General features: G+C 72.7%; 19 protein-coding genes. 9 read left to right on the top strand and 10 right to left on the bottom strand.

What is annotated here, in order from left to right; all coding sequences use genetic code 11:
- Nucleotides 1–272 precede the first annotated feature (272 nt).
- Together ACZ7DE_RS25700 and ACZ7DE_RS25705 are read left to right on the top strand one after the other, a co-directional pair.
- Complete coding sequence (locus tag ACZ7DE_RS25700; protein ID WP_470765048.1) at nt 273–3,119, top strand: AAA family ATPase; 2,847 nt, start codon at nt 273–275, stop codon at nt 3,117–3,119.
- 164 nt (nt 3,120–3,283) lie between these two features.
- Complete coding sequence (locus tag ACZ7DE_RS25705; protein ID WP_470765050.1) at nt 3,284–3,496, top strand: DUF4287 domain-containing protein; 213 nt, start codon at nt 3,284–3,286, stop codon at nt 3,494–3,496.
- 14 nt (nt 3,497–3,510) lie between these two features.
- On the opposite strand, the gene ACZ7DE_RS25710 is transcribed toward ACZ7DE_RS25705, so the two are convergent.
- Nucleotides 3,511–5,028, bottom strand: a complete 1,518-nt coding sequence (locus ACZ7DE_RS25710; protein ID WP_470765052.1) for a DEAD/DEAH box helicase — start codon at nt 5,026–5,028, stop codon at nt 3,511–3,513.
- Nucleotides 5,029–5,129: 101 nt separating this feature from the next.
- Complete coding sequence (locus ACZ7DE_RS25715) at nt 5,130–5,333, bottom strand: cold-shock protein (protein WP_057577999.1); 204 nt, start codon at nt 5,331–5,333, stop codon at nt 5,130–5,132.
- A gap of 306 nt (nt 5,334–5,639) precedes the next feature.
- Here ACZ7DE_RS25715 and ACZ7DE_RS25720 point away from each other — a divergent pair, with 306 nt between their 5' ends.
- Both ACZ7DE_RS25720 and ACZ7DE_RS25725 read left to right on the top strand, forming a co-directional pair.
- Nucleotides 5,640–5,960, top strand: coding sequence for an SCO0607 family lipoprotein (locus ACZ7DE_RS25720; RefSeq protein ID WP_470765054.1), 321 nt, complete (start codon nt 5,640–5,642; stop codon nt 5,958–5,960).
- Between the two features lie 61 nt (nt 5,961–6,021).
- On the top strand, nt 6,022–6,384 hold the full coding sequence (locus ACZ7DE_RS25725; RefSeq protein WP_470765056.1) for a DUF952 domain-containing protein: 363 nt from the start codon (nt 6,022–6,024) through the stop codon (nt 6,382–6,384).
- Nucleotides 6,385–6,468: 84 nt separating this feature from the next.
- Here ACZ7DE_RS25725 and ACZ7DE_RS25730 read toward each other — a convergent pair whose 3' ends face one another.
- Nucleotides 6,469–6,924, bottom strand: coding sequence for a tellurite resistance TerB family protein (locus tag ACZ7DE_RS25730; protein WP_470765058.1), 456 nt, complete (start codon nt 6,922–6,924; stop codon nt 6,469–6,471).
- A 180-nt stretch (nt 6,925–7,104) separates the two neighbouring features.
- Complete coding sequence (locus ACZ7DE_RS25735) at nt 7,105–8,019, bottom strand: SCO2400 family protein (protein WP_470765060.1); 915 nt, start codon at nt 8,017–8,019, stop codon at nt 7,105–7,107.
- Nucleotides 8,020–8,306: 287 nt separating this feature from the next.
- Here ACZ7DE_RS25735 and ACZ7DE_RS25740 point away from each other — a divergent pair, with 287 nt between their 5' ends.
- Complete coding sequence (locus tag ACZ7DE_RS25740; protein WP_470765062.1) at nt 8,307–9,887, top strand: carbohydrate-binding protein; 1,581 nt, start codon at nt 8,307–8,309, stop codon at nt 9,885–9,887.
- 62 nt (nt 9,888–9,949) lie between these two features.
- On the opposite strand, the gene ACZ7DE_RS25745 is transcribed toward ACZ7DE_RS25740, so the two are convergent.
- The gene (locus tag ACZ7DE_RS25745; protein WP_470765064.1) at nt 9,950–10,675 is read right to left on the bottom strand and encodes a GbsR/MarR family transcriptional regulator; all 726 of its coding nucleotides are present in this window, start codon (nt 10,673–10,675) and stop codon (nt 9,950–9,952) included.
- Between the two features lie 222 nt (nt 10,676–10,897).
- Between ACZ7DE_RS25745 and ACZ7DE_RS25750 the strand changes: the two genes are divergently transcribed.
- The 3 genes from ACZ7DE_RS25750 to ACZ7DE_RS25760 are packed head-to-tail and all read left to right on the top strand — an operon-like array spanning nt 10,898 to nt 13,390.
- Nucleotides 10,898–11,569: a DUF4097 family beta strand repeat-containing protein gene (locus ACZ7DE_RS25750; protein WP_470765066.1), complete on the top strand. Its 672-nt coding sequence runs from the start codon at nt 10,898–10,900 to the stop codon at nt 11,567–11,569.
- Between the two features lie 43 nt (nt 11,570–11,612).
- Nucleotides 11,613–12,581: an ATP-binding cassette domain-containing protein gene (locus ACZ7DE_RS25755; RefSeq protein WP_470765068.1), complete on the top strand. Its 969-nt coding sequence runs from the start codon at nt 11,613–11,615 to the stop codon at nt 12,579–12,581.
- Nucleotides 12,578–13,390, top strand: a complete 813-nt coding sequence (locus tag ACZ7DE_RS25760) for an ABC transporter permease (protein WP_470765070.1) — start codon at nt 12,578–12,580, stop codon at nt 13,388–13,390. Before ACZ7DE_RS25755 ends, ACZ7DE_RS25760 begins: the two co-directional genes overlap by 4 nt.
- Before the next feature lie 266 nt (nt 13,391–13,656).
- Here ACZ7DE_RS25760 and ACZ7DE_RS25765 read toward each other — a convergent pair whose 3' ends face one another.
- From ACZ7DE_RS25765 to ACZ7DE_RS25785, 5 genes are all read right to left on the bottom strand, one after another.
- Nucleotides 13,657–14,433 carry an SDR family NAD(P)-dependent oxidoreductase gene (locus ACZ7DE_RS25765; RefSeq protein WP_470765072.1) on the bottom strand — a complete coding sequence of 259 codons (777 nt, stop codon included), beginning with the start codon at nt 14,431–14,433 and terminating at the stop codon, nt 13,657–13,659.
- A gap of 331 nt (nt 14,434–14,764) precedes the next feature.
- On the bottom strand, nt 14,765–15,082 hold the full coding sequence (locus ACZ7DE_RS25770) for an SCO5918 family protein (protein ID WP_470765074.1): 318 nt from the start codon (nt 15,080–15,082) through the stop codon (nt 14,765–14,767).
- Between the two features lie 52 nt (nt 15,083–15,134).
- A complete protein-coding gene (locus ACZ7DE_RS25775) occupies nt 15,135–15,428 on the bottom strand; it encodes a CBS domain-containing protein (protein WP_470765076.1) in 294 nt (97 codons plus the stop codon).
- Between the two features lie 100 nt (nt 15,429–15,528).
- Nucleotides 15,529–17,037, bottom strand: coding sequence for a DEAD/DEAH box helicase (locus tag ACZ7DE_RS25780; RefSeq protein WP_470765077.1), 1,509 nt, complete (start codon nt 17,035–17,037; stop codon nt 15,529–15,531).
- Nucleotides 17,038–17,239: 202 nt separating this feature from the next.
- Nucleotides 17,240–17,443, bottom strand: coding sequence for a cold-shock protein (locus ACZ7DE_RS25785; RefSeq protein ID WP_030224351.1), 204 nt, complete (start codon nt 17,441–17,443; stop codon nt 17,240–17,242).
- 385 nt (nt 17,444–17,828) lie between these two features.
- Here ACZ7DE_RS25785 and ACZ7DE_RS25790 point away from each other — a divergent pair, with 385 nt between their 5' ends.
- A complete protein-coding gene (locus ACZ7DE_RS25790; RefSeq protein ID WP_470765079.1) occupies nt 17,829–18,803 on the top strand; it encodes a polysaccharide deacetylase family protein in 975 nt (324 codons plus the stop codon).
- The last annotated feature ends 69 nt before the right edge of the window (nt 18,804–18,872 follow it).

An 18,872-nucleotide genomic window follows, 5' to 3' on the forward strand; every position in this document is an offset into this window, starting at 1 on the left:
GAGCCCGCGGTCCGGAGGGGACCGGTGGCGGGTGGGTCTGGTCCAGACTTCTGTGCCCTCCGGGGCGCGCGCAATCGTGGAGCACCACGAGGCCGACCACGAGAGGAAGCCCGAGAGCACCACGGTTTCCCTGCGTCGCTGCAGGTCAGACGCGTAACCGTGAGTGCGCTGCGGTCCGTCGTGAGCCTCGCCACAACGGCCTCGGGGACCCGGGCCGAACCACACGACCTCTCCCTCTACACACCCGACGCATTCGACCGCAGGAGGCAGGCATGACCGGACCGTTGCGGGAACGCGACGACGTGAACGCGCTGCTCGCCGCGGAGGCAGAGCGCGCCCGCACCGGCGCAGGACGTCTCGTCCTGCTGCGCGGGGCCACGGGCACCGGCCGCTCCGCCGCGCTGGAGGCCGCCGCCGCCCACGCGAACCGGCTCGGCCTGCGCGTCCTGCGGTCCCGCTGTTCCCCCGAGGACACCGCGCTGCCTTTCTCCTCGGTGCTGCATCTCCTGGGACCCGTACCGGAGTTCGCGGACTTCGCGCCGGGCGGCGAGGACCGCGGGAGCGCCGCGCGGCTGTGGCGGCTGCTGCGCTCGTACGCGGACCGGGGGCCGCTCATGGTCGCCGTGGACGACGTCCACCTCGCCGACGAGTCCTCGCGCCGCTGGTTCGTGGAGGCGGCCCGCCGCATCGACCGATTACCGGTCCTGCTGGTGGCCACCGAGCGCAGTCAGTACGACATCGACCCGGCCCCCGCCGGTCTCACCCACGCTCTGTCCCCGTCCCTGGTCCGCACCCACACGCTGGCCCCGCTGACCGACGAGGCCTCGGCCGGCCTGGTCCGGGCCGCCTTCCCGACCGCCTCCGACCGGTGGACGGCGGACTGCGTGCGGGCCGGTGCGGGCAGCCCGCTGTTCCTGCACGCCCTCCTCGACGACCTCGACGGCGCCCCGCCGCCGACGGCCGTCCCGTCGACGTGCGCCGCGCTGTACCCGGGTTCCTATCCGGCGGCCGTCTCCTGGTGGCTGGACAACGCGGGCCCGGCGACGGCGGAGGTGGCGCGGACGCTCGCGGCGCTCGAACAGGCCCACCAGGCCCACCAGGCGGAGCGGGAGGACGAGGCGGAGCGGAAGGAGGGCGCGGACCGGGCCGACCGGGCCGGCGCCGAGCGCGCCGGCGTCGGCGGGTGCTCCGCTGCGGCGGCGCCCGAGACCGGCCTCGCCGCCCTCGTCGCCGACGCCTCCGGCGCCGACCCCGCCCGCGTCACCGGCTGGTTCACCGCGATGACACGCCTCGGGGTGCTGCGCCCGGACCCGGCCGGCCGGCCCCGGTACGCGCACCCCCTCCTGCGGGACGCGGTGCTCGGCGGCTGGCCGACCGTCCGCCGTCAGGAGACGCACCGGGCGGTCGCCCGGGCGATGCTGCGCCGGGGCGACCACGTCGACGCGGTGGCACGGCAGCTGCTGCGCAGTGCGCCCGCCGGCCTGCCCTGGGCGATACGCGCGCTGCGCGAGGCCGGCGCCGTCGCCGCCCGCGAGGCCCGCCTCGAGGACGCCGTGCGCTATCTGCGCCGCGCCCTGCAGGAGCCGCTGACCGACGACCTGCGCCAGCGCCTGCTCACCGAGCTCGGCTCGCTGGAGTACGCCTGCGCCGACGGCCGGGCCGGCATCCCGCGGCTGACCGAGGCGCTGGACCTGCCCGCCGACCCCCGCGACCAGGTCCGCACGGCGATAGCCCTGGGCACCGCCCTCGCGGGCCGCGGCGAGGTCCGTGGGGCGGTGGCGGAGCTGCGCCGCCTGGAGTCCCGGCTGCCGACCGACCACGCCGACCTGGCCCGCACCCTGCGGACGGCGTCCGCGCTCCTGTCCGACCGGGACCAGACGGTCCGCGAAGACGCCTACAGCCGGCTCACCGACGCGGCGCGACGCTCCCCGGAGCTCGTCGGCGCCTCCGGCCTGGCCCTGCTCGTGCGCTACGCGGCGACGGCGGGGGACGTCACGGCGCGCGAGGCGATGCGCCGCCTGCGCTCGTTGCTGACGGAACCCGCCGACCCCCTGGCCGAGCCGTTCCTGCTGGGCACGGCCGCGGCGGTGGCCCAGTGGGCGGACGAACTCGACGAGGCGGAACGCCTGGTGGATCGCGGCCTGGCCGGCCAGCATCCCGCCCTCCTGCACCCGACGGCACAGTCCCTGCTGGACACCCGGTGGGACACGGCCGCGGCGCGCGGCGCGTACGACGTGCTGCTCGCCGCCCACCGCGAGACCCGCGCGCGGTGCGCGGGCGCCGGGCCCGCCAACGTCGACGCGCACGCGCTGATGGCCATGGTGGAGACGGGCCGCGCGCGGGAGGCCCGCGCTCTGGCGGACGCCTTCGACCTCCGCGACGCCCCCGACTCCTGGGAGCTGAACCGCTTCCTCTACGCGCGCGGCGTGCAGCGGTTCACCGAAGGGGACGTCGCCGGAGCCCTCCACGACTTCCTGGAGTGCGGCCGCAGACAGTCCGCGCGGGCCGTCCGCAGTCCCGTCGTCACGCCGTGGCGGACGGCGGCCGCGGAGTGCCGGCTGGCGCTGGGCAACGCCCAGGAGGCGCTGACCCTGGCGGCGGAGGAACTACGGCTGGCCCGCGCGTGGGGCACCCCGCGCACGACGGGACGGGCGCTGCGCGTCCTCGGGCTGGCGACCCGCGGCCGGCGGGGTCTGGAGCTGGGCGCGCAGGCGGTGGCCGTCCTGCGTGGCTCCCCGGCCGAGGCGGAACTCGTGGCCTCGCTCCTCGACCACGGCCGGCAGCTGACCGACGCCGGCGACCGTGCCCGGGGGCGCGAGCACCTGCGCGAGGGCGCCGAGCGCGCCGAACGGCTGGGCAGCGCGCGTCTCCTGGCCCGCGCCGAGCACGCGCTGCGCACCGCCGGCGCCCGCCGTACCGCGCCGGCCCGCACCGGCTCCGCGGCCCTCACCGGCAGCGAGCGCCGCATCGCGGAACTCGCGGCGGAGGGCCGTACGAACGTGGAGATAGCGGGGCTGCTGCACCTGGCCCGCCGTACGGTCGAGACGCACCTGACGAGCACGTACAAGAAGCTGGGGATCCGGCGCAGGGGGGAGCTGCGGGAGGCGCTGGAGGAGTGAGCGGAGCCCGGCCGGGGCCGGTTCCCGGGGCCGGGGGAGACTCGACGTCCGCACCGCGCGCACCAAAGTGTGACGCGGGTCACGTTCACGGCCCGATCATTTCCGCCCCCGCCGTCGGTCGACAGAGGGACAGCAACGGACGCAGACGAAGGGACGCGATCACCATGACCTCACCCGTGAAGGGCCCCGCGAGCTACTTCCCGTCGATCGAGAAGAAGTACGGCCGTCCGATCGACGAGTGGAAGGGCCTGATCCGCGACTCGCCGCTGACCCGTCACATGGAGCTCGTCGCCTGGCTGAAGACCGAGCACGGTCTGGGCCACGGCCATGCCAACGCGCTGGTCGCGCACACGCTGGCGGAGGCCGCCGGCTGCTGAGCCGCGGCCCGGCGTCAGCGCCCGGCCGCGCCGCCGCCGCCCGCGGCCGGACGCCGGCGGCCCTGGGCGGGCCGGCCGCGACGGGGGCGGGGAGTGGAGCCGTTGTGCTCGGCGCCGCCGCGCGGGGAGCCGTCGCGGCCCGCGCCCTTGCGCGCCGAGCCGCCGCGCGCGGGCCGGCTCTCGGCGGCGGGCGGCGGGGTGAGGACGACGGGGACGCCGGAGGGCGTCTGCGCTCCGGTGATGCGGCTCAGCTCGGCGCCTCCCGAGCGGACCCTGGTGGTCTGCGGGGTGATGCCCGCGTCGGCCATCAGACGCGTCATCTCGCGGCGCTGATGCGGCAGGACCAGCGTGACGACGGTGCCGGACTCGCCCGCGCGTGCCGTACGGCCGCCGCGGTGCAGGTAGTCCTTGTGGTCGCCGGGCGGGTCGACGTTGACGACGAGGTCGAGGTTGTCGACGTGGATGCCACGCGCCGCGACGTTGGTCGCCACCAGCACGGTGACGTGGCCGTCCTTGAACTGGGCCAGCGTCCGGTTGCGCTGCGACTGGGACTTGCCGCCGTGCAGGGAGGCCGCGCGCACCCCGACCGCCAGCAGCTTCTTGGCCAGCCGGTCCGCCGCGTGCTTGGTGTCCAGGAACATGATCACGCGCCCGTCACGGGCGGCGATCTCCGTGGTCGTGGCGTGCTTGTCCTCGTCCTCCACGTGCAGGAGGTGGTGCTCCATCGTGGTGACGGCGCCCGCGGACGGGTCGACCGAGTGGACGACGGGATCGTTCAGGTAGTTGCGCACCAGCCGGTCGACGTTGCGGTCCAGGGTCGCCGAGAACAGCAGCCGCTGGCCGTCGGGACGCACCTGGTCGAGCAGCTGCGTCACCTGCGGCATGAAGCCCATGTCGGCCATCTGGTCGGCCTCGTCGAGGACGGTGACGGCGACCCGGTCCAGCCGGCAGTCGTCCCGGTCGATGAGGTCCTTGAGCCGGCCGGGCGTGGCCACGACGACCTCGGCTCCGCCTCGCAGGGCGCTCGCCTGCCGGCCGATCGACATACCGCCGACCACCGTGGCGATCCGCAGCCGCAGCGCGCGGGCGTAGGGGGTGAGGGCATCGGTGACCTGCTGGGCCAGTTCCCGGGTGGGGACCAGGACCAGGGCCAGCGGCTGGCGGGGCTCGGCCCGCTGTCCGGCCGTACGGGCCAGCAGGGCCAGGCCGAAGGCGAGGGTCTTGCCGGAGCCCGTCCGGCCGCGGCCCAGGACGTCCCGGCCGGCCAGCGAGTTCGGCAGCGTCGCGGCCTGGATCGGGAAGGGTGTGGTCACGCCCTCGGCTCCGAGGGCGGTCAGCAACTGCTCGGGCATGTCGAGCTCGGTGAACGCCTCGACCGGCGGCAGCGCGGGAGTGAGGGTGACGGGCACGGCGAACTCACCGCCGGACGCGGCGGGACGGCTCCCGCGTCCGTTCCGCCCGGCCTTGGCCGAACGGGACGGGGCGCCCTGGCGCCGGTCCGTACGGGAGCGGACGGAGCTGTTGCGGTTCATCCGTGACCTTCCTCGAAAGGGCGACACACCATGAGCCGGGGCCCGCACTCATGAGTGCGGGCCCCGGCCGTGTCGTCCGCTTGAAACAGACGTCAGACGGTTCAGGCGGGGAGGATGTTCTCCGCCTGCGGGCCCTTCTGGCCCTGCGTCACGTCGAAGGTGACCTTCTGGCCTTCCTGAAGCTCACGGAAGCCGGACGTGGCGATGTTCGAGTAGTGGGCGAAGACGTCCGGGCCGCCACCCTCCTGCTCGATGAAGCCGAAGCCCTTTTCCGAGTTGAACCACTTCACGGTGCCAGATGCCATGCTGTATCTCCTTTGGGGCAATGCCCGGTGTCCGCACCTTGCGGACCCGGCGTCGCAGGATCAGGAAAGCCCCAAAAACAAAAAGAGTGCCCGTCGACGTATGGTCGAAGAGCACTCAAAAGCCTCTGGTAACCGAAACTGCCACTTTTATCACGGTAGCACACGTCGGCGGGAAGAGCCCGTGCAACGTGGTGCATGTCTCTTCGCGGGTCGAGGTTGAGTACGCGTACTCAGGAGGAACGGCCCGCGGCTCGGCAGGCTGAGGACACGAGCAGTCCAGCCGTCCGGGCGAGCAGAGGAGCCGTCATGCGTGTGACCAGGAGCAGCACGGGTGCGGGCCGCACCCGTGCGGCCGCGGCCCCGGCCATGCTCGCGGCCGTGGTGGCCCTGAGCGGCTGCTCCCTGCAGATCGAGGAGGCCGTCTGCGGCAGCGGCTCCTACCCGGTGCTCGCGGTGAACAGCGGCGGCGGCGACTGCGTGCCCGACGACGAGGAACCGGCGGCGGGCTGGGCCCGCTGTCCGAAAGGCAAGGAGCCCGAGAAGGTCGGCGACGAGTGGGACGTCTACTGGAGCACCCGCACCCTCGACGAGAACGGCCGGATCATCGAACTCCCCGAGGGCGAATAGGGCGCGGAAGGACGGCTGTTCCGGGCCGCGTGTCCGCGGTGTGCCGTTGTATAAACGGATCATGATTTATCACGTCGTACCGCTCGACGAGTGGAACGCCGACGCCGGCCGGCCCTACGCGCCGGCCTCCCTCGCGCAGGAGGGGTTCGTGCACTGCTCGCCCGACGAGGAGACCACGCTCGCGATCGTCAACGCCTTCTACCGCACGGCCCCCCGGCCGCTGCTGGCGCTGGTCCTCGACGAGGAGCGGCTCACCTCGCGGTGCGCGTGGGAGGCGGCCGCCCCGGCGCCGCCGCCCGGCGTCGGGCCCGGGACCCTGTTCCCGCACGTGTTCGGCCCGCTCGACCGGGACGCCGTCGTCCGCGTCCTGGAGGTCCGCTGGGACGACCACGGCCGGGCGACCGCCCTGACGGACGCCGGCTGACCGCCGGGGCGGGCCGGAGCCCGCCCGACGGGGGCCTCGGGGCGGTGGCGGACGCGAACCGTCGGACGTGTGCGGTGCGGACCGTCAGAGGTCGAACTCGTGCGGCGCCAGGTCGAGGGTGAAGCACGCCTCCCGCACGACGGCCTGCTCGGTCTTGTCGAAGTCGCCGTCGGCCCCGCCGATCACGATGCCGATCTGGACGACGGCCCGCGCCTCGGCCGGCTTCTTCTTCGCCTTGGCGATCTCCTGCAGGACGCTCACCTTGCCGAAGTCGAAATCGGCGGTCAGCTTGTTCAGGTTGTCGTCGAAGCGCCGCTGAAGGTCGGTGGCGTCGAAGTTCTGCAGCACCTCGTTGGTGGCGATCAGCTGTGCCACCCGACGCCGCTCGGTGGGGTCGACGGTGCCGTCCGCCGCCGCGACCAGGGCGCACATCGCCATGCTCGCGTCACGGAAGGCGCCGCTCTTGAGGTCGTTCTTCCGTGCCACGAGCTGGGTCTGCATCGTCGACGCGGACTCTTTGAGGCGGTCCCACAGGGCCATCAGAACTCCAGATGATCGGTTCGGCGCCGGCACCACGGGTGCGGCGACATCTACAGCAACGTAGAAACTTCCGGCCGACCGGATAAGTTCCGGCGGGTTCACGGACGTGGCCGAGCCCGCCCGCCGGACAGGGCGGGCGGGCTCGAGGGCGTCCGGTTCGGCTGAGGCAGGCCGTTCGGTTCAGCTGAGGCAGACCAGCCCCAGCAGGCAGACCTCGGACGGGGAGGTCGCCGCGGGTGCGGGGTCGGTCTGGGAGGACGACGAACCCGCTCCGGAACCAGAACCCGACCCGGACCCGGAAGCCGAGGTCGAGTTCGAGTCCGACGAGGTCGAGTTCGAGCTCGACGAGCCCGTGTCGCCGGTCGTGCCCGAGGTGGACGACTGCTGCCCGGCCGAGTCGCCGGGGGCGGTGACCGGGGCGTCGTAGGAGGAGGACCCCGTCGCCCGCTGGGGGGCGGACGGAGTCGTCGAGTGGGTCCGGGGCGCGGCGGCGGGGGCGTCCGCGCCCGACGGTGTGGACCGCCGGCCCCCGAGCTCGGTCGACGGCGACGGCGACTGCGACCGGGCGCCGGGCGTGGGCCGGTGCGCGTCGGACCGGCTCACCGTCGGCCGGGTGTGGTCCGAGGTGGGTTCCTTCCCGGCCGACGTGTCGGGGAGCTCCGGTGCGGCGGCCGCCTGGGTGCGGTCGCCGCCCTGGTGGCCCAGCGCGGCGACGGTCAGCCCACCCCCGACGAGGGCGACGGCCGTCGCGACCACGGCCCGGCGCTGGTTCTTCTTCCAGCGGGCCAGCTGCCTCCGCCGTGCGGCCCGCCCCTGCGGCGCGGACGGCGCGGGCTCCACGGACGGCTCGTCCTCCGCGCCGGCGGACGCTGCGGGCGCCGGGTCGAGTGCCGGGTCGGGCGCCGGACCACGGGACGGCTCGGTCCACGGCGACGGGTCCGCGTACGCCGTCGTGTACGTCATCGGCTGTGCGACCCGGGCCGAAACGGTGCGGTCGAGGGCGGTGACCGGAGCGATGTCCGGGGCGTAGGCCCCGCACCCGGGACACACCAGGGCGCCGTTGAGATGCCGACGACACGAGGAGCAGTAGTCCATCTGCGGTCTTCCTGAGTTGACGTGCCGTCACCCCGTCGGGGGCCGCGACCTGGTCACGTTCGCACGTGGGATCGAACGGCCGTCACGCTAACGAGTCATTCGCGAGACTGTGTGCAGCCTGTGTGAGGCTCCTGCACAAATCCCTTGAGGGCTCAAGATGCCGTCCATCCATGTGAACAGGAATCATGTACGCGACTATTGACGCGCTCAGGGCAGGGCTCTAGCTTCCGGGAGAAAGCGCTTTCCAGTTCGGCCGACCCGCACTCGCCCCGTTCCTGGAGATGATCATGCAGCTGAGATCCGTCATGGCGTGCGTCAGCCTGGTGACAGGCGCGCTCGTCGCGCTGTCCGGCACCACGGCGCAGGCCGCCACCGCCCGCTACGAGGCGGAGACCTCCCCGGCGGTCTGCACCGGCACCATCGACTCCGACTGGGCCGGCTACTCCGGCAGCGGATTCTGCAACGGCGCCAACTCGACCGGCGGATACGCCCAGTTCACCGTGACCGCGGCCACGGCCGGCACGGCGACCCTGAGCGTCCGCTTCGCCAACGGGACCGCCGACGCGCGGCCCGCCTCGCTCGTCGTCAACGGCGCCGCCGTGCAGACCCCGTCCTTCGAGGCCACCGGCGCCTGGTCGACCTGGGCTGCCAAGTCCCTCACGGTCGCCCTGAACGCCGGCAGCAACACGATCCGGCTCGCCCCGACCACCTCGGCCGGTCTGCCCAACGTCGACCGTCTCGACGCGGTGACCCCGGACGGCGGCACCACCCCGCCCGCCGACGGAGCGATCTACGTCTCGCCCACGGGCGTCGACGGGGCGGCCGGCACCCAGTCCGCGCCGACCACCCTCACCTCGGCGATCGGCCGCGTCTCCGCGGGCGGGACGATCTACCTGCGCGGCGGGACGTACGCCTACTCCTCGACGGTCACCGTCCCGCAGACCAACAGCGGCACCTCCGCCGCCCGCACCACCCTGTCCGCCTACCCGGGCGAGCGGCCGGTCCTCGACTTCTCGGCGCAGAGCGAGAGCGCGTCGAACCGGGGACTGCAGCTCTTCGGGTCGTACTGGCGGGTGTACGGCATCAGCGTCCAGCACGCCGGTGACAACGGGATCTACGTCGGCGGCAGCAACAACGTCATCGAGCGCACGGTGACGGCGTACAACCGCGACACCGGGCTGCAGCTCGGCCGGATCGCCTCCACCACCCCGAGCAGCCAGTGGCCGTCCGGCAACCTGATCCTGAGCGCCGAGTCGCACGACAACGCCGACTCCGACGGCGAGGACGCCGACGGTTTCGCCGCCAAGCTCACCACCGGCGCCGGCAACGTCTTCCGCTACGCCGTCTCCCACCACAACATCGACGACGGCTGGGACCTGTACACCAAGACGGACACCGGCGCGATCGGTCCGGTCACCGTCGAGGACTCGCTGTCGTACGACAACGGCACCCTCTCGGACGGGACCGTGAACTCCAACGGCGACCGCAACGGCTACAAGCTCGGCGGCGACGACATCGCGGTGAACCACGTCGTCCGGCGCAGCATCGCCTTCCACAACGGCAAGCACGGGTTCACCTACAACAGCAACCCGGGCTCCATGGCCGTGTCGAACAACCTCAGCGTCGACAACGCGCAGCGCAACTACTCGTGGGACGCCGGGACCTCGGTCTTCCGCGGGAACACCTCGTGCAGGTTCTCGGTGAGCGGGTCGCACGACAGGACCATCGGCGACGTCGACGGCACCAACCAGTTCTGGACCGGCGCGAACGGCTCCCGGTGCGCCTCGTACCAGGGCGCCCTGGGCTGGTCGTTCGCCTCGGACGGCCGTCTCGTCGTGACGCTGGGCGGCAGGCAGGTGACGCTGTGACCGATGTGAGCACGACGGCTTGACGACCGACGAAGGCCCGGGTCCCGTGACCCGGGCCTTCGTCATGCGGAGGGCGTCCCGGGTCCCGTGTTGAGGATCGCGCGGGCCTGTTCCGCGGCGCGGGTGGTGCTCTCGCTGACGAAGTCGAGGAAGCGGGCGATGTTCTCGAGGCGGGCGGCGGCCGGGGTGCCGGGGCCGAGGACGCCGACGCCCTGCCGTGCGATCTCCACGACCTGGAGGAGGGACCGGGCGCTGGCCATCATCGACTGGTACCAGACGTCGTCGTCGACGACGTAGCGCTCGCGGCGGCGGTCGTCGCGTTCCCGGCGCACGAGTCCCTGGCTCTCCAGGAAGGCGATCGCCTTGGAGATGGACGCGGGGCTCACCTGGAGGCGCTGCACGAGTTGGGACGCGGTGAGGCTGCCGTCGTCGGTGAGGGTGAGGCAGGCCAGCACGCGGGCCGTCATCGTGGGCATGCCCGAGCCCATGAGGACCGTGGTGAACACCTCCTCGTACTCGCGCATGGCCTCGGGGTCGCGCCCGTGGGCCTGCGGGGGCGCCTCGGCGCCCCGGGGCGCGGCCTGCCTGCGCCGGTGGGTGCGGCGTTCGGTGGCGCGCTGGGCCAGGTCGGCGCGGTAGGCGGTGGGGCCGCCGTTGCGCATCACCTCGCGCGTGATCGTCGAGGTCGGACGGTCGAGCCCTCTGGCGATCTCGGCGTAGGCGAGGCCGTCGGCCAGTCCCAGCGCGATCCGCTGGCGTTCCTGCTGGGTGAGCCTGCCTCCCGGCATCGCGGTCTCCTTCGTGCTCCGTGGTGCCCCCGAGTATAGCGTTCACCGGCATTTCATTGCAACGAGACCCCTTTCTTTGTTGCATTACATTCAGATCCATTGCAACAAAATATGCGCTCTGAGCTGCAATGATTAGCAGCGCGCGCAACGAAGGTGTTGAGCAATCCATGAACGCAACGTAGCTTTTCCATCGTCAGAAACAACGCCTCGAAGGAGCGCACGATGCAGAAGTTCGACACCCCCGCCCCGGTCTCCGCCGTTGTCGACATCCCCGCGGGACGCATCCGGTTCATCGGCGCCGACCGGACCGACACCGCGGTCGAGGTCCGGCCCGCGGACGCCGCCAGGAGCCGTGACGTGAAGGCGGCGGAGCAGATCGAGGTCGCGTACGCCGACGGGGTCCTGCGGATCACCGCCCCCGAGGCGAAGAACCAGCTCTTCGGCCCCTCCGGCGCCGTCGAGGTGACCGTCCAGCTGCCCGCCGGATCCCACGTCGAGGCGAAGGCGGCCGCCGCCGAGTTCCGGGGCGTCGGGCGGCTCGGAGACGTCGCCGTCGACGGCGCGCAGGGCCCGATCAAGCTCGACGAGGCCGCCGGCGTCCGCCTCACCGTCCTCGACGGCGACATCGCGGTCGGCCGGCTGGGCGGTCCCGCGGAGATCAGCACCCAGCGGGGCGACATCCGCGTCGACGAGGCCGGGAGCGGCACGGTCACCCTGAGCACCCAGAAGGGCGACATCACGATCGGCGCCGCCCGCGGAGTCTCCGCGTCCCTGAACGCCGGCACCTCCTACGGCCGGATCGACAACGCGCTGCACAACGCCGACGGCGCGGCCGCCGGTCTGACCATCCACGCGACCACCTCGCACGGCGACATCACCGCCCGCAGCCTCTGACCCGGCGGCCTCCGGCCCCACAGCCTCCGAAGGAGCACCCCTCATGACCAGCCCGGCCATCGCGGCGAACGGACTGCGCAAGTCCTACGGCGACAAGCTCGTGCTCGACGGCGTCGACCTGACCGTCCCCGAGGGGACGATCTTCGCCCTGCTCGGCCCGAACGGGGCCGGCAAGACCACCGCGGTCAAGATCCTCTCCACCCTCGTCTCGCCCGACCCCGCCTCCGGCGAGATCCGGGTCGGCGGCCACGACCTCGCCGCCGACCCCCAGGCGGTCCGCGCCGCGATCGGCGTCACCGGGCAGTTCTCCGCCGTCGACGGCCTGATCACCGGCGAGGAGAACATGCTCCTCATGGCGGACCTGCACCACCTGTCGAAGAGCGAGGGCCGGCGGGTCGCGGCAGAGCTGCTGGAGCGCTTCGACCTGGTCGAGGCCGCGAAGAAGCCCGCCGCCGCCTACTCCGGCGGCATGAAACGCCGCCTGGACATCGCCATGACCCTGGTCGGCGACCCGAGGATCATCTTCCTCGACGAGCCGACCACCGGTCTCGACCCGCGCTCCCGGCACACCATGTGGCAGATCATCCGCGAACTCGTCACCGGCGGGGTCACGGTCTTCCTCACCACGCAGTACCTGGAGGAGGCCGACCAGCTCGCCGACCGCATCGCCGTGCTCCACGACGGCAGGATCGCGGCCGAGGGCACCGCCGAGCAGCTCAAGCGGATGATCCCCGGCGGCCATGTCCGGCTCCGCTTCTCCGACCCGTCCGCGTACCGGAGCGCCGCCTCGGCCGTGAGCGACGCCGTCCGGGACGACGCGGCGCTGGCGCTGCAGATCCCCAGCGACGGCACCCAGCGCGACCTGCGCGCCATCCTCGACCGGCTGCACCGCGCCGGCGTCGAGGCCGACGAGCTGACCGTGCACACCCCCGACCTCGACGACGTCTTCTTCGCCCTGACCGGCCCCGACCTGCCCGCCCAGCCGAACCAGTCCAAGGAGGCTGTCCGATGAGCTCGCCCCTCGCACCCGCCCGCCCCGCCCGGCTCTCCCTCGCCGTGCGCGACTCGGCCACGATGCTGCGCCGCAACCTCCTGCACGCCCGGCGCTACCCGTCCCTCACCCTCAACCTGCTGCTCACCCCGGTCATGCTGCTGCTGCTCTTCGTCTACATCTTCGGCGACGTGATGAGCGCGGGCATCGGCGGCGCCGGCCGCTCCGCCTACATCGCCTACATCGTTCCGGGCCTGCTGCTGATGACCGTCGGCAGCACCGTGATCGGCACCGCGGTGTCCGTCTCCAACGACATGACCGAGGGGATCATCGCCCGCTTCCGCACCATGGCGATCCACCGCGGCGCCGTGCTCATCGGTCACGTCGTCGGCAGTGTGCTGCAGTCGGTCATGAGCGTGGTCCTCGTGGGCGCCGTCGCCGTGGCCATCGGCTTCCGCTCCACGGACGCCACGGCCCTGGAGTGGCTGGCGGCGTTCGGACTGCTCGTGCTCTTCGCCACGGCGCTGACCTGGGTCGCGGTCGGCATGGGTCTGATCAGCCCCAACGCCGAGGCGGCCAGCAACAACGCGCTGCCGATGATCCTGCTGCCGCTTCTGTCCAGCGCGTTCGTCCCGGTCGACGCGATGCCGGGCTGGTTCCGGCCGATCGCCGAGTACCAGCCGTTCACGCCCGCCATCGAGACCCTGCGCGGTCTGCTGCTCGGCAGCGAGATCGGCCACAACGGGTGGCTCGCCGTCGCCTGGTGCCTGGGGCTCGCCGTGCTCGGCTACTTCTGGTCGGCCTCGAAGTTCAACCGCGACCCGAAGTAGGCGCGGTGACAGCGCGGGCCGCCCCCGCACACCGTTCCGCCCGAGGGCGGCGCACCCCGGCACCGGGCCGGCGTGCGCCGCCCGTCGGCGTCCGCGGCCGCTCACCCGGCCCGGCCCGGTCACGACGGCCGGTTTCCGGGGTGCGGAGCGCGCCGGGTCGAAGCCCATGTCGGCGAAGCGGCCGCCGAGTTCGGGGAACGCGCTGCCCTGTCGCGGAAGCGTCCCCCTCTCGTACGTCCGGGCGTAACGCCCGCGTCAGCCGGGGATCAGCTGGGGAACATCCCGGCGGTGGCGTTGACCCAGGTGCCCGTGACGGCGACGCCGGCGTCGGAGGCGAGGAACGTCGCCAGCGCGGCGATGTCCGCGATCCGCGGCGAGCGCCTCGTCATCCGCAGACCGTCCAGGTGGGAGCGGATGCCGTCCACCGCGGCCTCGTCCGCGGCCGGGGCGCCCGCGGCCGTCAGCTTCTCCGGGGTGAGGGTGTCGACGACGCCGGCGGTCCAGATCCCGCAGACGCGCACGCCGGCCGGCCCGACCTCCTGCGCGAACTGGCGGATCAGCGCGTCCAGCGCGCCGTCGGCCGCGCCCGTCCCGCCCAGCATCGGGGTGCCGTTGGCCGACCCGCTGTTCAGGGAGAGGATCACGCCCGACCCCTGCGCGGTCATCCGGCGGGCAGCCGCCCGGGCGGTGACGAACTGGCAGGCGATGCCCTGCACGACGGGCCGGGTGTAGTCGTCGACCGACATCTCGGTCAGCGGCACGCCCTGGAGGTCGCCGCGCGGCACGAGGTTGAAGGAGACGTCGATCCGGCCGCACCGCTCGACGACGGCCGTCGCATGGGCCTCGACGGCCTGTTCGTCGCGCGCGTCGAGCACGTCGTACTCGGCGTCGGTCTCGGCGGCCACCTGGCGCAGCGTCTCCTCCGTACGGCCGACGAGGACCACCCGCGCCCCCGCCTCCGCGTACGCCCTGGCGACTCCCGCGCCGAGCGCACCCGCTCCGCCGTAGACGACCGCGACCTTGTTCTCCAGGCTCTTCGCCATGACTCGTCCGCTCCTCGCACAGGGGCGCCCCTGTGCGCCCGTCACTCATAGGACGCGCGCGCCGGGAAAACTCATCGGCCGCCGGCGGCTCGGAGCGTCATCGGCAGCCCGAACGCGGGGAACGGACGCGGTTCGAAGGCCGTGATCTCCGGCGCGCGGCGGGCGTGACGATTTCCGGGCGATGTTCCTGATGCGCCCCGTCCGTCGGGCGCGCGACACCCGCCCGGGGTTCCCGGGGTTTCCGGCCTGCTTCGCGGGCGGCGCGGCGCGGCTGCGCGAACGCGGCTCGACAGTGCCTCGACGTCGGCGTGGAAGGCGAGCCGGTTCCGCCTCAGACGGGCTGCGGCCCGGGGCTGCCGAGCAGCTCCGACGCGGTCTGCAGCGGGGTGAGGGCGAACCGGGGCGGGACGGCGTCGGGCCGGGCGTGACAGGTGAAGCCGAGGCGGACCATGGCCCGGACGACCTCGCCGCCGGTGAAGTCGCGCCGGTCCTGCCGGGTGATGACCTCGCCGACCTGCTTCACGGGGTAGCGGCGGCGGCCGATCGTCACGGACTCGCCCGTGACGATCTCGGGCGGGATCCCCTTCATCGAGTCCAGCACTCCGTGCTTGGTCAGGTCGAACGGATAGCGGGCGATGACACAGCGCATGTGATGCCTCCCAGGAGGAAGAAGGGAACGGACCGGCCGGGACGCGGACAGGTCAGGCGAGGCGGGAGAGGACGTCGTCCGTGCCGGGGACGTCCCGCAGACGGACCCGGTCCGTGTACGCGGGACCGTCCCGGAAGACGGCGAGCCGGGCGCGGCTGACCGCGCCCGTGAGCTGGTCGTCCCTGTCGCACAGGAGGAGGTACTCGACTCCGGCGCCGGCCATCAGGGAGAGGGCCACCTCGACGGTCATGTCGTCGAGGACCCGGGGACCGGCCACCTCGACGTCGTGGACCCTGGTCGTGAGGGCGGAGTCCGCCCGGTGCTGTCGCGTCCGAACCGGTGTCAAAGAAAGCCTCCTGCCGAGATGGATGAGCTTGCCTGCCGCGAGCGCCCCGAGCGCCGTGGCGCGGCGGGGCGGTCGCGGCGGGCGGGACGGTGACGAGGCCTCAGGCAGCCGGATCGACGGCGGGTCGCCGCTGCGTCCTGCGCTGCGCCGGGTCCCGGTCGGGCCGGCCCGCGCCGCCGCGGCCGCGACGGCCCCGGTAGCCGGAGGGCGAACCCGAAGCCGAGGAAGAGGAGGACGACGTGGCACGGCGGGGACGCTTCACGGCCGGGGCGGTGATGACGACCGGGATGCCGGACGGCGTCTGCGCGCCGGTGATGCGGCTCAGCTCGGCCTCGCCCGAACGCACCGGGGTGACCTGCGGGGAGATGCCGGCCGTGGCCATCAGCCGGGTCATGCCGCGCCGCTGGGCGGGGGTGACCAGGGTGACGACGCTGCCGGACTCGCCGGCCCGGGCGGTGCGTCCGCCGCGGTGCAGGTAGTCCTTGTGGTCGCTGGGCGGATCCACGTTGACCACCAGGTCGAGGTTGTCGACGTGGATGCCTCGCGCGGCGACGTTGGTCGCCACCAGCACGGTCACGTGCCCGCTCTTGAACTGGTCGAGGGTGCGGGTGCGCTGCGGCTGGGACTTGCCGCCGTGCAGGGCCGCGGCGCGCACGCCGTTGTTCAGCAGGTGCGTGGTCAGCCGGTCCACCGCGTGCTTGGTGTCCAGGAACATGATCACCCGGCCGTCGCGTGCCGCGATCTCGGTGGTGGTGCGGTGCTTGTCCGCGTCGTGCACGTGGAGCACGTGGTGCTCCATCGTGGTGACGGCGCCCGCCGACGGGTCGACGGAGTGGACCACCGGGTCGCTGAGATAGCGGCGGACGAGCAGGTCGACGTTGCGGTCCAGAGTGGCGGAGAACAGCATCCGCTGCCCGTCGGGGCGCACCTGGTCGAGCAGCGCGGTGACCTGGGGCATGAAGCCCATGTCGGCCATCTGGTCGGCCTCGTCCAGGACGGTGACGGCGACGTCGTCGAGCAGGCAGTCGCCGCGGTCGATGAGGTCCTTGAGCCGTCCCGGCGTCGCGACGACGAGTTCGGCGCCGCCGCGCAGCGCGGCGACCTGCCGGCCGATCGACATTCCGCCGACCACGGTCGCCAGCCGCAGCCGCACGGAGCGGGCGTACGGGGTCAGCGCGTCGGTGACCTGCTGGGCGAGCTCGCGGGTGGGGACGAGGACCAGGGCGAGCGGCCGTCGGGGCTCGGCACGCCGGCCTTCCGTCCGGGCCAGCACGGCGAGGCCGAAGGCGAGGGTCTTGCCCGAACCGGTGCGGCCGCGGCCGAGCACGTCACGGCCGGCCAGCGAGTTCGGCAGGGTCGCCCCCTGGATGGGGAACGGCACGGTCACGCCCTCCTGACCGAGCGCGGCCAGCAGCGGGGCCGGCAGGGCGAGGTCGGCGAACGACTCGACGGCGGGCAGCGACGGGGTGACCGTCTTCGGCAGGGCGAATTCGCCCTGCGGCGCGGCCTGTCGGTGTCCGCGGCCGGGGGAGCGGCGCGAACCGCCGAAACGCCCGGCGGAGGAGCCGGCGAAACGGTCGTATGTGCGAGTTTTCTGCGAACGATTCATGAAGAAACCTTCCTTGATACGGGCGCGTGCCAAGGAATTCCGCAGCGAGATGAACAGCGCAGAAAATCGCGAGAACGAGCCGAAAAACGAGGGGGCCGAAGCGTCGGCCGGCGGGGAGGAAAACACCCGGAAATGCAGCGAGCTGGGGCCCGCACCCCAAGGTGCGGGCCCCAGCTGCAAGAAGTATGCGTCAGCGCCTGTGTCAGGCGGGGACGATGTTCTCGGCCGTCGGGCCCTTCTGGCCCTGCGCGATGTCGAACGACACCTTCTGGCCTTCCTGGAGCTCACGGAAGCCCTGGGCGGCGATGTTCGAGTAGTGGGCGAAGACGTCGGCGCCGCCGCCGTCCTGCTCGATGAAGCCGAAGCCCTTTTCCGCGTTGAACCACTTCACGGTACCGGTAGCCATTTGAATCTCCTTCGGGACGGTGCTCGGAGTTCGCCCTGTGCGGACTCCGGTCGCCGTGATGATCAACCCGTCGGAAAACCTCAAGGCAACCACAACTGCAACTGAGATCGACACTAGCACGCCTAGATCGAGCCCGCGCGAAAAATAATTCCGGCTGCCTTCCGTGTCGGGGAATAGCCGTCGCGCGCCATAACCATTTCTCATGTCGCGGCCGCAGATATTCCTTCGCCGTGGACCCCGGTGTCATCGGTCGGTATGTCCCGTTGCGGCTGTGACCTGCTCTGATGCCGATCTCCGGAGGGCCGCGCCCGCCGTGCGGAGGCGTCGGCGATCGGGCCGGCGTGTCCCGCAGAGACGAAGGACACATCACCGGGCGAGGACCCCCATGAGGGCAGATCCGCAGGCCAGACTGTGGAACCTCGGACACCTGTTCGCCATCAAGCAAGGCGGACAGGCCGTTGTGAAGGACGAACACGGGGTGGGGCGCGCGGTGGACAGGCGGATCAGCACGGCGGCACTGGCCTGCCTTCTTCTCACGACAGCCCTGACCACGGGCTGCACGGCGGGCTCCGGCTCGGACTCCCCCTCCGCTTCCTCCTCCGCCGGCCCGCACCGCTCGGCGCCGGCCGCCCGGGCCCCGCGCGGCGAGGCGGGCGCGGGGGCGCGTGCGGCCACGGAGGCGGCCTACCGCAAGTGGGGTCTCAAGCCGCTCGCCGCGCCGCCCGCCCCGCCCGCGACCAAACCGGCGGTGCGGACGGGCGCCGGCGGCGGCGTGCCGGTGATCAGCGAGATACCCACCGACAAGAAGATCGTCTTCCTCACGTTCGACGACGGGGCCGAGAAGGACCCGCGGTTCGTGACGATGATGCGCGAGCTGAAGATCCCCTTCACGATGTTCCTGACCGACTCCGCCATCAGCGCCGACTACGGGTACTTCAAGCCGCTCCAGGCACTCGGCGGCGGCGTGCAGAACCACACGCTGACCCATCCGAACCTCCGCACCCTGGGCGCGGACGCCCAGAAACAGGAGATCTGCGGTCAGCAGCAGCGGCTGAAGGAGCACTACGGCTCCGCGCCGCGGCTGTTCCGCCCGCCCTACGGCAACTGGAACGAGGACACCAGGGCCGCCGCGGCCTCCTGCGGCGTGGAGGCCATCGTCCTGTGGCGCGAGTCCATGCAGATCAAGAACATGCAGTACCAGCGCGGCGACAGGAAACTCCACCCGGGCGACATCGTCCTGGCCCACTTCCGAGGCCCGTCCGAGCTCAAGGGCACGACGATGACGGAGATGACGGCGAACCTGCTGCGCCACGTCCAGGAACAGGGCTACACGGTCGCCCGCCTGGAGGACTACCTGTAGTGCCGGCCCCCGCCGCGGGTCACGTGTGGCGCAGGTCACGGGAAGTCGGTGCGGGGTGCCGGACAGCTC

This window comes from Streptomyces sp. NPDC037083 (assembly GCF_055606485.1).